We start from the raw sequence: 14,763 nt of genomic DNA on the forward strand, positions 1-14,763 counted from the left end.
GCCGCATTTTTATTTCTTTAGTTATTTTACGTTGGTGCGCGACAAGTCGCGTTCAACATTCTAGCAACTGAGCTAGTCCTGCTTTATATTTATACAACTCAAACACACTAACCCCGCGTGGGTTATCGTCTTGAGCGGGGCAGGATTCTACAATAATACAGTGTGTTTGCAAGTGTTTTTTATAAATTAAAGAATTTTTCTCTATAGACCTTTAATTCCATAATCGAATCTTTAATATCGTCTAGCGCAAGATGTGAGCCTTTTTTATTCACTTGTGCAAGTACCTCTGGTTTCCAGCGACGCGCTAGCTCTTTAATTGTGCTTACATCTAGATTACGATAGTGAAAAAAGTCTTCCAATTCGCGCATGTATTTATTCATAAAGCGACGATCTTGCCCTATTGAGTTACCACACATCGGTGATGCACCTGCAGGTACCCATTGTTTTAAAAAGGCTATTGTTTGCTCAACCGCATAGGCTTCGTCGTAAGTACTTGCCTTGCAGCGTGCTGTTAAACCCGATTTTCCATGCTGAGTGGTACACCACTCATCCATATTATCAAGCAACTCATTACTTTGATGAATGGCAATAGTTGGCCCTTCAGCTAATATATTCAAATCAGCATCAGTGACAACGGTCGCAATTTCGAGTATTTTATCGGTCTCTGGTTCGAGTCCGGTCATTTCAAGATCGAGCCAAATTAAGTTTGATTTATTAATATTCATAATTACCTAAGCGGTGCTTTCCTTTAGATCCAGCGCATTTCGATATATCATATTAGCATCATACGTCGAGCTAAAGCATTTTTTAGCTAAGTCGACATTTAACTAAGGTTATAGGCCTCCTGTGGCAAAACAAAAAAAATTAAGTAAAGGCCAGTCTCGTCAGATCAAGGCTAATCATCAAAAGCGTATAAGCAGTGCTGATGCAAGGCCTGCTAAAAAAGGTGCGCAAGAATGGCAAACCGATAATTTAGGCCAAGTAGAAAGCGCTATTGTGATCAGTCGTTTTGGTCAACATGCCGATGTGGAAGTTGAAAGCGGCGAAGTACTACGCTGTAATATACGCCGCACTGTGTCTAATTTAGTGTGTGGGGATGAAGTACTGTTTCGCCGCGCTAAAGTAAGCGAAGGCGATTTAGCTGGTGTAATTGAAGCCACGCAAGAGCGTCGTTCACAACTTACTCGCCCTGATTTTTACGACGGTGTAAAAGTAATAGCTGCTAATATTGACCAAATATTAATGGTGTCAGCAGTACTACCCGAATTTACCCCAAGTATTATCGACCGTTATTTAATAGCCTGCGAAGATATGGGTATAGAGCCTATTTTAGTACTAAATAAAATAGATTTAATCGATGCGCAAGGTCTTAGTGAAATACAAAAAGTACTCGATGTATACCGCAAGCTCGACTACAAAGTTTTATTGGTTAGTAATATAAGTACCGATGGTATTGACGAATTAAAAGATGTACTCGTTGGTAAAAACAATATTTTTGTTGGTCAAAGTGGCGTAGGTAAATCTACTTTAGTTAATACCGTACTTCCAGATGCTGAAATTCTAACTAAAGAAGTTTCTGAAAACAGTGGTTTAGGCCAACATACCACCACGGTATCTCGCCTACATCATTTACCAAGCGGCGGTAACTTAATAGATTCACCAGGTATACGTGAATTTGGTTTATGGCACTTAGAAGTTGATCGTGTAACTTGGTGCTTTAAAGAATTTAGAGAATTTATAGGCGGGTGTCGATTTAGAGACTGTAAACATTTAAACGATCCGGGCTGTATAATTAAAGAAGCCGTAGCTGATGGCAAAATTTCGCAATTGCGCTTTGACAGCTACCACAGAATTTTAGAAACAATGGCCGATGGCCGTGCAGGCTCTCGCGCGCCTCGCGTATAATTTAGGAAACAACCAGTGAGTTTAGATAAATTTAAAATCGCAATGCAGTACGCAATGCCAAAACACTTTATTTCACGCGTAGTAGGAAAACTAGCCGCTGCTAAAGCGGGTGTGTTAACTACCACGTTAATTAAACTGTTTATTAAGCAATACAAAGTAGATATGAGTGAAGCTAAACACCCAGATCCTGCTCATTATGAAAGCTTTAACGAGTTTTTCACCCGTCCGTTAAAAGATGGCGCACGCCCAATAGTTGCAGACAGCGACATTATTATTCATCCAGTAGATGGCGCAATTAGCCAATTAGGCGATATTGTTGACGGCCAACTAATTCAAGCTAAAGGTCACGATTACAGCCTACAAGCACTACTTGGTGGTAATAAAGACGATACAACCCCATTTTTAGGCGGTAAGTTTGCAACTATTTATTTAGCGCCAAAAGACTACCACCGTATTCATATGCCAATTGATGGCACATTAAGTAAAATGATTTACGTACCAGGCGATTTATTTTCAGTAAATCCGCTGACTGCGCAAAACGTGCCTAACTTGTTTGCACGTAACGAACGTGTGGTTGCTATTTTTGAAACTGAAATAGGCCCGCTTGCTATGGTACTGGTTGGCGCAACTATTGTTGCCAGCATTGAAACTATTTGGGCGGGTACAGTAACACCACCAGCTGGTAGCGATGTATTTAGCTGGAACTACCCAACCAAGGGCGAAAACGCTATTAGCCTTAAAAAAGGTGAAGAAATGGGCCGCTTTAAACTTGGCTCTACCGTGGTACTTGCTTGGGGCGACGACAAAGCGGATATTCTTGATGATCAACTTCCTGAAACAGTGACCCGCTTAGGCACCCCGTTTGCCAAAATTGATGATTAAGATATAGATATCGATATAGATATAGATATCAGGTAAAAAAACCCCGCGTTTATGGTAATAAACGCGGGGTTTTTATTTTTCAGTGAGTTTATAAATTCAATCGCGGTGGAAAATAACTCGCCTACAGTTTGCTTAAATACCGAGTTTGGCTGATCTCTGCCTGATACCTAACACCTGAAACCGTGGCTTTACCTACACTCCTTACAGTCGATATCTTTCACCACTTTAAATTGTTGCTGCTGCAAAGTGAGTGCATTAATACTCATAAACACACAATCGCTAGAATGACCTAATAACATATTGAGTGTCAGCTGCGCCTGCATTGAGCCGATAATACCTAACAGCGGACTAATTACTCCGGCGTTATCACAATTGATAAGCGGCGCAATATCGCTTTGTGGAAAAATACAGCCATAACACGGGCTATTAGCATTTCTTAAGTCTAAGCTAATCAGCTGCCCTTTTGTCGCCAGTGCCGCACCGGAGATTAATGGGGTTTTATGCTGTACACAAAAGCGATTAACACTGTAACGAGTGGTAAAGTTATCACTGCAATCCAACACAATATCCGCATTATTGAGTAATGCTGCGCTATTATCTTGAGTAAGCTTTTCAGCGTGAGTAATTATAGTGATTTGGTTATTCAGACTTGCAAGCACTTTACCTGCTGCAACCACCTTTTTTTGCCCTAAGTGATTTACTTTATAAAGCACTTGGCGCTGTAAGTTCGAAAGCTCAACCGCATCATCATCAATTAAAATAAGCTTACCAATACCCGCAGCAGCTAAATACAGCAATGCGGGGCTGCCTAAGCCACCCGCACCTACTACTGCAACACTTGCCGACTTAAGCTTTAACTGTCCTGCAAGTCCCACTTCTTTAAGCAATATATGGCGACTATAGCGCAGCATTTCTTTATCGCTAAGTTCATTCATTTGGCTATTAACCTGGCCCATTTAATTTATTGCCGCTTGCAACGCACTTATTGCCTGCACATAATCATCAGCTTCGCTAATTGCACGTACCACAGCCACACTACCAACGCCTGTTTTGGCAACTTGGCTGGCACGCTTTAAATCTATACCGCCAATTGCCACTGTTGGGTAGCTTTGCATTAAGGGGACAAATTTAAATAACTTTTCTAGTCCCTGTATTTGCCCTGTCATATCTTTGGTAGTGGTAGGATAAATAGCGCCAAATGCCAAATAACTTGGGCGGTAATTATGTGCGCGGAGCATTTCATAGAAGCCATGTGTAGAAAGCCCGAGCCTAAGTCCTGCATTTTTAATCGCCGCTAAATTAGTGCTTTCTAGATCTTGTTGGCCTAAATGCACACCATATGCACCATGCTTAATTGCAAGTTGCCAATAGTCGTTTATAAATACCTGCGCATTATATTGCTCCCCCAGTGCCACCGCTTTTGCCACTAATTCGTCAAGTTGTGCATCGTCTTTATTTTTAACTCGTAACTGCACAGTTTTAACGCCTTGTTGTAAGCACTTTTCTAGCCAGTCAACACTATCAACCACTGCGTATAAACCTAACGATTTACTTTCGCAGGGTGCAAAATCTGCAGCCATATTAAAATCAAGCGGAACGTCAAAATCGAGTTCATCACCTAACCAACTGCCCGCTTCTATTACTTGGGGGTAATCAGCTAAGTTGGTTGGAAATGAGGTTTGTGCTACTGGGCCAATTCCTTCTCCGTAGCGCACCGCTACTTTCAATCCTTGATTAATATAAGCTTTAGCTAAAATAAACGCATCTTTTAACGGGTAGTCTTTTGCTAAGCAAGCAGCAATAACCGAGGCCATACTGCAGCCTGTACCATGGTTATGTGGCGTTTGAATTTTTTCATTTCCCAGCCAGTATTCTTCGCCTTTTTGAGTGAAATTATTTATGCAGTAATCTATACAGTAGCCGCTTGGATAATCCCAATGTCCGCCTTTTATAACCACGGCTTTTGCGCCCCAGCTTAATAACTTATTGGCAGCTTCTTTTATTGCCGCGGGGCCAATTAAGTACACGCCAGTTAATAACTGAGTTTCGTGCGTATTTGGGGTTATTACATCCACCAGCGGCAATAAGCATTCTTTAATCGCACTAACTGTGTCTTCCTCTGTTAATAAATCGCCGCTAGTAGCAATAGCTACTGGGTCGTAAACAATAACAGGCGGCACTGGCCATTTAGCTTTGTAATGGCTTATATGTTCACTGATCAATTGAATTTGCTGCACATTTGCCAGCATGCCTATTTTAATTACTTTGGCTTTCATATCTTTTTCGAGCGCTAAAAGCTGCGATTCAATAATATCGGTTGATACGGCATTAATTGCCTCAACACCTAAACTATTTTGCGCAGTCAGTGCTGTAATAGCAGTGCACCCATGCACACCAAAACTTTGCATTGCTTTTATATCGGCTTGAATACCTGCGCCACCGCCTGAGTCTGAGCCGGCAATCGTCCATACTACGTTATTCATATTCGTCTCACTTATTCTTGATGCCAAAATGGCATACCCATAGTCGGGGTTGAAGGGGCTGCAACGTCTTTTTCAGGCATTGCTTTGGCGTTATATGCAAAACGTCCAGCCTCTACCGCGGCTTTAAATGCTCGGCTCATGGTTATAGGGCAACCCGCTCCGGCAATCGCCGAATTTAATAATACTGCATCATACCCTAGTTCAAGTGCTTGGCAGGCATGCGAGGGCAAACCTAAACCAGCATCCACTATTAACGTTGCCTCAGGTAAGCGCTCTCTGATTGTTTTTAAATTATAACTGTTTAACAAGCCTTTACCTGTACCAATCGGTGCACCCCATGGCATTAATACTTCACAGCCTAAAGCATTTAAACGCTGGCACAGCACTAAATCGTCTGTGCAATATGGCAGTACTTTAAAGCCATCGTCGATCAGTATTTTAGTTGCTTCTAACAGTGCAAACGGATCGGGCTGCAAGTTGTAATCGTCCCCTATCAGTTCAAGCTTAATCCAATCGGTAGCAAACACTTCACGGCACATTTTAGCAAGCGTTATGGCCTCTTTAACACTATGACACCCTGCTGTATTTGGTAAAATTTTAAGCCCAGTATTTTTTATTAACTGCCAAAAATCATCACCCGCAGCCGCACTTTGCTGACGCCTAAGCGACACCGTGACTATTTCAGCGCCCGATGCAACAATCGATTCATTCATCACTGCAGGCGACGGGTAAAGCGCCGAGCCTATTAGCAATCGGCTTTTTATTTGCTCACCATAAATAGTTAAATAGTCATTATTTAGCATAGCTGTTATCCGCCCTGAATCGGCGAGAGCAACTCAATACTATCACCCTCAGTTAATTGATAATCGCTATGCTGGCTTTGCGGTATAAACTCACCATTAATCGCCACCGCAAATGGCGCAACACCACCAAAATCTTGCAAACAGTTAATGAGCTTATTACTGCTAATAGCTATTAACTCACCATTAATTGTTATGTTCATTTAATTTTCACTCTATGCATAAAAGGGCATTTGCCACTAAACTTGGCGCTAACATGTAACCATGACGATATAAGCCATTAATACTAATAACTCGCCCAACGTGTGTTACTTGTGGGCGGTTATCGCAAAATGCCGGGCGTAACCCTGTTTGAATATTTAATAGCCGCGCTTCGGCAAAACCGCTGTGCACCGTATAAGCCGCCGAAAGTAACTCTAAAGCAGAGCGCACTGTGGCTGGGCCTGTATCTTGCGACTCTATTTCAGTCGCGCCAATTACATATTCATTATTGGGTTTAGGCGCTATATAAATGGGGTAACGCGGATGCATTAAGCGCACGGGTCGCGTTAAACTCACCTCTGGCGCGTATAACCTAGCTACTTCTCCACGCACGCCCCGCAGAGGCTTGTCATCTTTTGCGCCAAGCCCTCGGCAATCAATAATATAATCAAACTCTCGGTTATTAATTTTATTATCGTTAATCGTTACCCGTTGATTAAATACAAACTTTACTTTGCGTTTATTGAGCTGTGTAAAGCTGGCTTGATAAAATGCCTGATTATCTATTTGCCCGTCACAGGGTAAAAATAACCCCTGACTAAAACGATTAGCAAGCTCAGGCTCTAACATTTCAATTTGCTGGGAATTCACCGACTCCCCGGTATAATTAGCTAACGGTTTTAGCCGCTGAGCAAAGCTTTGTAAATCGCCTTTATCTTGCTGATGCGCGACAACTAATGTGCCCTGCTGCTGAAAAAAAACCTCACTATCAAGCTCATCAATAATCCCAGGCCAACGCTTTATAGAATCAAGCCCCATTAAAGCTAAATCAGCCTCGCACAATACCGACTCAGCAAGAGGAGCAAGCATAGCCGCAGCCACCTTGCCTGCGCTGTTTTGAGAGTGCTCATCATCTGCCTCAAATACAGTAACTCGGTGTTGCTTACTCAGCTCAAGCGCCGCCAACCTACCGGTTAAACCAAACCCCACTACCGCTATATTGTAAAACATAAAAGTTCCTTTTAGCTGCGAGCCCTCGCTGCCCGCAGCCCAACTCCTTAAGCTGATTTATATCGCTTTATGATATATTTCTGATCCGGTTTTTTTAAACTCGTCCGATTTAGCTTTCATTTGTGCTTCTACATCAATCATTTTTATTGTAATCGTATCTGCAGCATTAGCAGGGTCAATGCCACGCGCTTCTAAATCTTTTGCATATTCGCGTACTTCTTGACTGATTTTCATTGAGCAAAACTTAGGGCCACACATAGAGCAAAAATGCGCTACTTTACCCGACTCTTGCGGGAGTGTTTCATCGTGATATTCGCGGGCACGCTCAGGGTCTAAACCAATATTAAATTGGTCATGCCATCTAAACTCAAAGCGCGCTTTTGATAGGGCATTATCACGCTCTTGCGCACCGGGGTGACCTTTTGCTAAATCGGCGGCATGGGCAGCAATTTTATAGGTAATTAAACCTTCTTTTACGTCTTCCTTATTTGGCAAACCTAAATGCTCTTTAGGTGTTACGTAACACAGCATAGCGCAGCCGTACCATGCTATTTGAGCCGCACCAATACCTGAGGTGATATGGTCATACCCAGGTGCAATATCAGTAGTTAACGGGCCTAAAGTGTAAAACGGTGCTTCGTCGCAATGTTTAAGTTGCTCATCCATATTGGCCTTAATCATATGCATTGGCACATGCCCGGGGCCTTCTATAAATACTTGTACATCGTGTTTCCAGGCTAACTTAGTCAACTCACCTAGGGTGCGCAATTCGCTAAACTGAGCTTCATCGTTGGCATCAGCAATCGAGCCTGGGCGCAAGCCATCGCCAAGCGAAAAACAAATATCGTATTGCTTTAAAATTTCGCAAATATCTTCAAAGTGGGTGTATAAAAAGTTTTCTTTATGGTGCGCTAAACACCACTTTGCCATGATAGAGCCACCGCGCGACACAATACCGGTTACTCGTTTTGCGGTCATTGGTACGTAACGCAGTAGCACACCTGCATGAATAGTAAAGTAATCGACGCCTTGTTCAGCTTGCTCTATTAACGTATCGCGAAAAATCTCCCAGGTTAAGTCCTCCGCTACGCCGTTTACTTTTTCCAGCGCTTGATAAATAGGAACTGTGCCAATAGGTACAGGCGAGTTACGTACTACCCATTCGCGAGTTTCATGAATATAACGCCCGGTTGATAAATCCATAACGGTATCGGCGCCCCAGCGAGTAGACCACACCATTTTCTCTACTTCTTCTTCAATCGATGAGCTTACCGATGAATTACCTATATTAGCGTTTACTTTTACCAAAAAGTTACGCCCTACAATCATAGGTTCGGTTTCGGGGTGGTTAATATTGTTGGGTAATATAGCGCGGCCACGTGCAATTTCGTCGCGTACAAATTCAGGTGTAATAAAATCAGGAATACTGGCCCCAAATGACTCGCCTTTATGCTGCGCGGCTAATAGTTCAGCATGAATTTTTTTGCGCCCCATGTTTTCGCGTATCGCTACGTATTCCATTTCAGGGGTAATAATGCCTTGGCGAGCGTAATGCATTTGCGTGACATTTTTACCCGCTTTACCACGGCGTATTTTTGGTAAATGCTCAAAACGAAGATGATCAAGCCCTTCATCAGCCATACGTTGTTGCGTAAAACGTGAAGTAACTGATTCAAGTAACTCGGTATCACCGCGGCTTTCAATCCATTGTTCACGAAACTTTGCTAAGCCTTGGCGTACATCAAGCTTAAAATTTGGATCGGTATACGGGCCTGATGTGTCGTAAACACGTAACGGTTCGTTTGGCTCATACACTGGATTTTCATCACTGCCGCCTATATAAGTATCGTTTAGGGTTATTTCACGCATTCCTACACGAATGTTGTTTTGCGTACCCTCAACATACACTTTGTGCGAATTAGGAAACGGTTGTCCCGTTAAGTTATAAATATATTCAGATGCAGCGGCTCGCGTTTCACGACGCGATGATTTTTTTGCAGTATTCGACATGACTTACCTCATAGTTTATGGGTTGTCTTGTGCGAAGAATTGAGAAGGCAAAATGCCTCATTGGATCGTAGATTGGTTAAGCAGTTTACTGTCACAGCCAATCTTGGCAGCCAACAGAACTTAATACCGGATGGTATAACTTGTACGCATAAAAAAAGACGCACAAGCGTCCTATTTTAGGCAGCTTGTTCCCTACGCAGGTATTAGCCTGATCAGGTTCACGGATCCCGCTTTCGCGATCTCAGCCTCAACTAATTATTTAGTTAGGCACTCCGACAAGTATTAATACCAATTATTAAATATACCTTTGCTACTTATAACTGCAGCTGCAATGCTAAGTTGCTTAGGTATCAAATTGGTATTTGTAATTTATTAATTTGCGAATAGTATCTAGCAAATCAGCGTTGAGTGTACGCCAGTTAAAAATCGCCTGCAAGAGGGCGTTTTTTATTTCGCAATAAATACAAATGTTTTCTCGCCCTGCATTACCAATTGCTGGTCTTGCATTTTAAGCTGCGCGCCTTGTTGCAGTGCGTGTAGTAACTGCTGCTCAAACTTATCAAGTTGTTGGCCACACGACTTACGGGTCATCCCTATTTTGTTAACTGTTAAGCTACTATCGTCCAGCTCACCTTCACCAAAAAATTTATTGCAGCCAGCAAAACCATTGACTTGCAGTGCTTCAATAAAACCCACCGACGCATTAAACGAAGGCGGAATAGCTAGGCCATCAATACGTGATAACTGCCATTGAGTATGTTTAAGCTGCTCTGAGGTAACCGTTTGCGTTGATGCACAACCAACACATAAACCGATTATAAGCATGGGTATTGCTGCTAATTTCATGTTATTACTAATTATTTGTCTAATTACTGTAATAATAACAATTTTCAACAAGTTAATCCGTTAAAAATACATGTTTAAAGTGTAAATTTTATCGTTCCTGATGAAAACCCCCGTCATTTATGTCGAGGATGTAAGTCTTTAATGCGTAGCATTAACATTACTTAGGTCTATTTTGTTGTTCTATATAGGCTGTTAATACGTCCAATGACGCGCCACCGCAAGATCCAGCAAAGTAGCTAGGCGACCAAAGCGCACCGTTCCATAAGTAGCGGTGTATTTCTGTAAACTCTTTCCTCATTAGTCTTAAGCTAACACCTTTAAGCGAATTAATTAATTTACTTAATTGTACTTTAGGAGGGTATTCAATTAACAAATGAACGTGATCTTGCTCACCGTTAAATTCGACTAAATCAACTTCAAAATCTTTATACACATCTAATAGTATCGCCTCTAGCCGATTTAAAATTACATCATTAAACACCTTGTGCCTGTATTTTGTCACGAATACTAAATGTGCATGTAATGCGCTAACACAGTGCCTACCTTTTCTTACTTCTGCCTCATTCTTATGCGTCATAATTATAATGGACCAATAGTTGATTGTCATACTTAGGTATATAATAAGAAAAAGCAAGGAGTAAGACCAAGTGATTTTAATAGCATACAAATACAGAGTTTACCCAAATAATGAACAGGCGCTAATGCTTACTCATACATTTGGCTGTGTTCGTTTCGCTTATAATTCAGCACTTGGTTACTCTAAAGAGCAATACGACTTAGGTAATAAAACCAATTATAACGATTGGAGTAAAAACCTCACTCAGCTTAAAAAGAACCCTGATTTTGCATGGTTGAAAGATGTTTCAAGTGTGCCATTGCAGCAAGCATTAAAGCACCTAGATAAAGGCTTTAAATCATTCTTTAAGTCTGGCTTTGGCTACCCTAAGTTTAAAAATAAACATGGTAATCAATCAGTAAGCTATATGAGTAACGGCTTTAAGTGGGAGGCTGATAAGCAATCGTTAACACTTGCTAAGATGAAGCAGCCATTAAAAATTAAGTGGTCACGCTCATTTACTGGTAAGCCTAGTTCGCTGACTGTATCTAAAACTAAATCAGGTAAGTACTTCATTAGTATCTTAGTTAAAGAAGATATTAAAAAACGACCAGTAGCGAATAAAACGGTAGGCTTAGACGTTGGCATTAAAGATCTTGCTATCTGTTCGGATGGCACTAAGTTCAATAATCCACGATTAACAAACAAGTACGCTAGCAAGCTAGCCAAAGCACAACGTAAACTAGCCAAGAAGAAAAAAGGCTCCAACAACTTCAACAAGCAAAAACGTGTTGTTGCTCGAATTCACGAAAAGATAGCAAACTCACGCAAAGACTTTACCCAAAAAATGACAACGAAACTTATAAACGAAAACCAAGTGATAGGGATCGAGTCATTGAAAGTCAAAAACATGGTTAAGAACCGTAAGCTATCTAAGCATATCCACGATGCTAATTTTGGTGAAATAGTAAGACAGTTAGAATATAAAGCCGATTGGTATGGCCGTAAAGTGTCAGCTATTAGCCAGTGGTTTCCATCAAGTAAAATGTGTAATGAGTGCGGTTCGCTGTATTCTGGTAAATGGTCATTAGCTATAAGAACGTGGTCTTGTGAATGTGGAGCTATCCACGATAGAGATCATAATGCTGCTATTAATATCCATAATGAGGGATTAAGGCTAATAGCTTAAATAATTTGTGGCGGTAGGTAGTACCGACACATTAAATGCTTGTAAGAGGTTTTAGAAGTCTAAAGTGATCTAGTATCACAATGCTTAAACCGTTGACGACAAGAATCCCCTTGATTTATCTAGGGGTACTTCAATCTAAGATAGTTTGAAAATTACGCTGTTTTTTATTCAGAATCCGTTTTAAATAAATTATCTATTTGCGCTGGTAAAAATGGCCGACCTTTTTCATTTAAAGCTGTGCCGATTACCAATGCATTAAGCATTATTCTTTCATCGTGTTTACGGATCAGGGTTTGTTTAAAAGCAAATTTAAGTCGGCTAATACGTTGTGGCTCTACAGCTACATAAAATTCATCGCCCGGTAATAATGACTGTTTATAATCCATTTCGCTGCGCATCACGACCAGGTTAATTTTATCTTTGGCAAGCTGAGCAAAATCAACCCCATGTGCATGCAAAAATTCATGGCGCGCATGCTCTAAGTAATTAAAATACACACTATTATTTACAATGCCTTGTAGGTCGCATTCGTAGTCTCGCACTTTAAAGTCTACTGTAAAGGTCATATTCGTAATCCAAATTATTTAACGTATAATTGCCGCGTTTATAGCACATGTACTGAAATAATTGCTACCATGCAAGTCCCTAAAATGGAGTTAAGTAACCTAATGAACTTACGTTTGTCTTTAATTACCGCCGCATTATTACCACTGTTTGGTGCATCAGTTACCGCCAACGCTGACGATACAGATCTAGAACGCATTGTTGTTACTGGTGATTTTCAACGAGAAAGCATTCAAACCTTAAGTGCTAGCGCCAGCTTATTTAGCGAAGATGAAGTTAATTTACGAGGTGCAACCTACCTAGATGAAATGCTTGGGAGTACTGCCAATATTAATTTTGCTTCTGGAGCTTCTCGCGGTCGTTATATTCAAATTCGTGGCGTAGGACTACGTTCACAGTTTGTTGACCCCATAAATCCTTCGGTTGGTTTAGTTATTGATGGCATTAACTACTCAGGCCTTGGTGGCAGTGCATTATTATTTGATATTGACCAAGTAGAAATTTACCGTGGCCCACAAGGTACACGCTTTGGTGCCGACGGTATGGCAGGTATGATCCAAATGCAATCGGCGCAAGCAACAAGCGATCCTAGTTTAAAACTACAAGTAGGTGCAGGCACTTATAACAGCCGCGAAGCAGGTCTTGCTGCAAGTACAGGTTTAACCGACGATACCAGCGCTCGTGTTAGCTACTTTCGTAGAAAATCAGACGGCTATGTAGATAACCTATACCTAAATAAGCCAACTCAAGGGCAAGACGAGCAAGTAGCACGCTTTAAATTAAACAGCCAAGTAACTGCCAATTTACGCACAGAATTAAATCTACACTATATAGATATTAACAACGGTTACGACACGTTCGCACTTGATAACGGCCGTAACAGCGTTGCCGATGAACCCGGTGAAGATAACCAATTAAGTTACGCTATTGGTCTAAATAACACTTATACGGGCTTTGATTTATTTGACGTAAACTTAAGTTTATCGGCGATCGACAGTGAATTATTTTATAGCTTTGATGAAGATTGGGTATGTAACGATCCGAGTAAACCGCAACTTTGCGCCGCCGGTTTGCATCCTGATGGTTACAGCTCAACTGATGTTTACAGCCGCGATCGCGATGATCAAGGGGTCGATTTACAATTTAAAAGCAAAACCGGCAACTGGGTTGCAGGTCTTTACTATCAAAACCGCGACGTAGATTTAGAGCGCCAATACACCTGGTTAGCTAGCCCATTTAACTCAACGTATGAAACCAATAACGTGGCAGTATACGGCCAATTAGCAACTCCTATTGGGCCTAAAACCACCTTAATTACTGGCTTACGTGTTGAGCAATACCAAGGTGATTACACCGATAATAACGGTTTTATTGAAGATACCGACGACATTATGGTTGGCGGAAAAATAGCGCTTGAGTACCAAGTAATTGATCGCACCATGATCTACACCAGCATTACCCGTGGTTATAAAGCAGGCGGCATTAACTCAGAAGCGCTCGCTAAAGCCAAAGATGAAGGCTTAAACCTTGATGCTGAATTTTTTAAACAACACACCAGTTTTGATCCAGAATACTTATGGAGCGGTGAGTTTGGTGTTAAGGGATCATCCCTTGATGACAAATTTGTTCTGCGTTTAGCTGCATTTTATATGCACCGCGACAACATTCAATTAAAGTCGTGGCAAGTACAAGATCAGAAGTTTACCGGTTATGTAGATAACGCGAGCTCTGGCAGTAACTATGGTCTTGAACTTGAAGGTAGCTACCAGCTAACCGACGATTTACTTATTAGCGGTAGTGCTGGTTATTTAAATACTAAAATAAATAAATTTGTAACTAAAGCGGGTTTAAACCAAGACGGTCGCGACCAAGCACAGTCACCTAAATATCAATACGCACTGAGTGCCCGTTACAACCTTACCAACGAGCTTTATGCCATGGTAGGCGTTGAAGGCAAAGACGATTATTACTTCTCAGATAGCCATAATGCACAAGCACCAAACAGTAATTTAGTGAATGTAAGCTTAGGTTATGAAGCCGATAGCTGGGCTGTACGCGCTTGGGCACGTAACGTGTTTGACGAAACAGTACCTACTCGCGGCTTTGAGTTTGGCAACAACCCACTTGATGGTTACGCTGATCATACCTACACCCAACTAGGTGAGCCACGTGTAGCTGGCGTTACCTTTACACTTAATTTATAAAATCAAACTGACAGCTTTTAGTTGTCAGTGCTCTGTTATAAAAACACCGTGTTTATTTCAATAAACGCGGTTTTTTATGTGCTAGTCGTAGAGCCTGATCATGCGAGAGGTT

General features: G+C 41.4%; 14 protein-coding genes and 1 riboswitch. Of the genes, 4 read left to right on the top strand and 10 right to left on the bottom strand.

Features of this window, described 5'->3' with window-relative positions:
• Positions 1-179: 179 nt before the first annotated feature.
• Positions 180-725, bottom strand: a complete 546-nt coding sequence (gene orn, locus AAEZ22_RS13120) for an oligoribonuclease (protein WP_011327197.1) — start codon at positions 723-725, stop codon at positions 180-182.
• A gap of 121 nt (positions 726-846) precedes the next feature.
• On the opposite strand from orn, the gene rsgA reads away from it, so the two are divergent.
• Together rsgA and asd are read left to right on the top strand one after the other, a co-directional pair.
• Positions 847-1,905 (top strand): small ribosomal subunit biogenesis GTPase RsgA, encoded by a 1,059-nt coding sequence (gene rsgA, locus AAEZ22_RS13125; RefSeq protein ID WP_011327196.1) that lies wholly within the window; start codon positions 847-849, stop codon positions 1,903-1,905.
• Positions 1,906-1,920: 15 nt separating this feature from the next.
• The gene (gene asd, locus AAEZ22_RS13130) at positions 1,921-2,787 is read left to right on the top strand and encodes an archaetidylserine decarboxylase (RefSeq protein WP_041454339.1); all 867 of its coding nucleotides are present in this window, start codon (positions 1,921-1,923) and stop codon (positions 2,785-2,787) included.
• A 188-nt stretch (positions 2,788-2,975) separates the two neighbouring features.
• Here asd and AAEZ22_RS13135 read toward each other — a convergent pair whose 3' ends face one another.
• The 8 genes from AAEZ22_RS13135 to tnpA form a co-directional block, all read right to left on the bottom strand.
• On the bottom strand, positions 2,976-3,722 hold the full coding sequence (locus AAEZ22_RS13135; RefSeq protein WP_086993126.1) for a HesA/MoeB/ThiF family protein: 747 nt from the start codon (positions 3,720-3,722) through the stop codon (positions 2,976-2,978).
• 21 nt (positions 3,723-3,743) lie between these two features.
• Positions 3,744-5,270 carry a thiamine phosphate synthase gene (gene thiE / locus AAEZ22_RS13140; protein ID WP_179807831.1) on the bottom strand — a complete coding sequence of 509 codons (1,527 nt, stop codon included), beginning with the start codon at positions 5,268-5,270 and terminating at the stop codon, positions 3,744-3,746.
• An 11-nt stretch (positions 5,271-5,281) separates the two neighbouring features.
• Positions 5,282-6,073, bottom strand: coding sequence for a thiazole synthase (locus AAEZ22_RS13145; protein ID WP_086993123.1), 792 nt, complete (start codon positions 6,071-6,073; stop codon positions 5,282-5,284).
• Positions 6,074-6,078: 5 nt separating this feature from the next.
• Positions 6,079-6,273 carry a sulfur carrier protein ThiS gene (thiS, locus tag AAEZ22_RS13150; RefSeq protein WP_011327191.1) on the bottom strand — a complete coding sequence of 65 codons (195 nt, stop codon included), beginning with the start codon at positions 6,271-6,273 and terminating at the stop codon, positions 6,079-6,081.
• Positions 6,274-6,280: 7 nt separating this feature from the next.
• On the bottom strand, positions 6,281-7,282 hold the full coding sequence (locus tag AAEZ22_RS13155; RefSeq protein ID WP_179807833.1) for an FAD-dependent oxidoreductase: 1,002 nt from the start codon (positions 7,280-7,282) through the stop codon (positions 6,281-6,283).
• A 57-nt stretch (positions 7,283-7,339) separates the two neighbouring features.
• A complete protein-coding gene (gene thiC / locus AAEZ22_RS13160) occupies positions 7,340-9,292 on the bottom strand; it encodes a phosphomethylpyrimidine synthase ThiC (protein WP_218911006.1) in 1,953 nt (650 codons plus the stop codon).
• A gap of 172 nt (positions 9,293-9,464) precedes the next feature.
• Positions 9,465-9,577: riboswitch (TPP riboswitch) on the bottom strand.
• A 162-nt stretch (positions 9,578-9,739) separates the two neighbouring features.
• Entirely contained in the window at positions 9,740-10,138 is a 399-nt protein-coding gene (locus tag AAEZ22_RS13165) for an META domain-containing protein (RefSeq protein WP_041454338.1), read from the bottom strand.
• Positions 10,139-10,295: 157 nt separating this feature from the next.
• A complete protein-coding gene (gene tnpA / locus AAEZ22_RS13170) occupies positions 10,296-10,715 on the bottom strand; it encodes an IS200/IS605 family transposase (protein ID WP_179807834.1) in 420 nt (139 codons plus the stop codon).
• Positions 10,716-10,785: 70 nt separating this feature from the next.
• Between tnpA and AAEZ22_RS13175 the strand changes: the two genes are divergently transcribed.
• Positions 10,786-11,883, top strand: coding sequence for an RNA-guided endonuclease TnpB family protein (locus AAEZ22_RS13175; RefSeq protein ID WP_179807835.1), 1,098 nt, complete (start codon positions 10,786-10,788; stop codon positions 11,881-11,883).
• A gap of 164 nt (positions 11,884-12,047) precedes the next feature.
• Here AAEZ22_RS13175 and AAEZ22_RS13180 read toward each other — a convergent pair whose 3' ends face one another.
• Positions 12,048-12,449 (bottom strand): acyl-CoA thioesterase, encoded by a 402-nt coding sequence (locus AAEZ22_RS13180; protein WP_086993121.1) that lies wholly within the window; start codon positions 12,447-12,449, stop codon positions 12,048-12,050.
• A gap of 102 nt (positions 12,450-12,551) precedes the next feature.
• On the opposite strand from AAEZ22_RS13180, the gene AAEZ22_RS13185 reads away from it, so the two are divergent.
• Positions 12,552-14,651, top strand: coding sequence for a TonB-dependent receptor (locus AAEZ22_RS13185; RefSeq protein WP_197182809.1), 2,100 nt, complete (start codon positions 12,552-12,554; stop codon positions 14,649-14,651).
• Positions 14,652-14,763: the final 112 nt, after the last annotated feature.

The sequence above is a fragment of the Pseudoalteromonas sp. 20-MNA-CIBAN-0454 genome (assembly GCF_040308685.1).
Taxonomy (GTDB): Bacteria; Pseudomonadota; Gammaproteobacteria; order Enterobacterales; family Alteromonadaceae; genus Pseudoalteromonas; species Pseudoalteromonas nigrifaciens.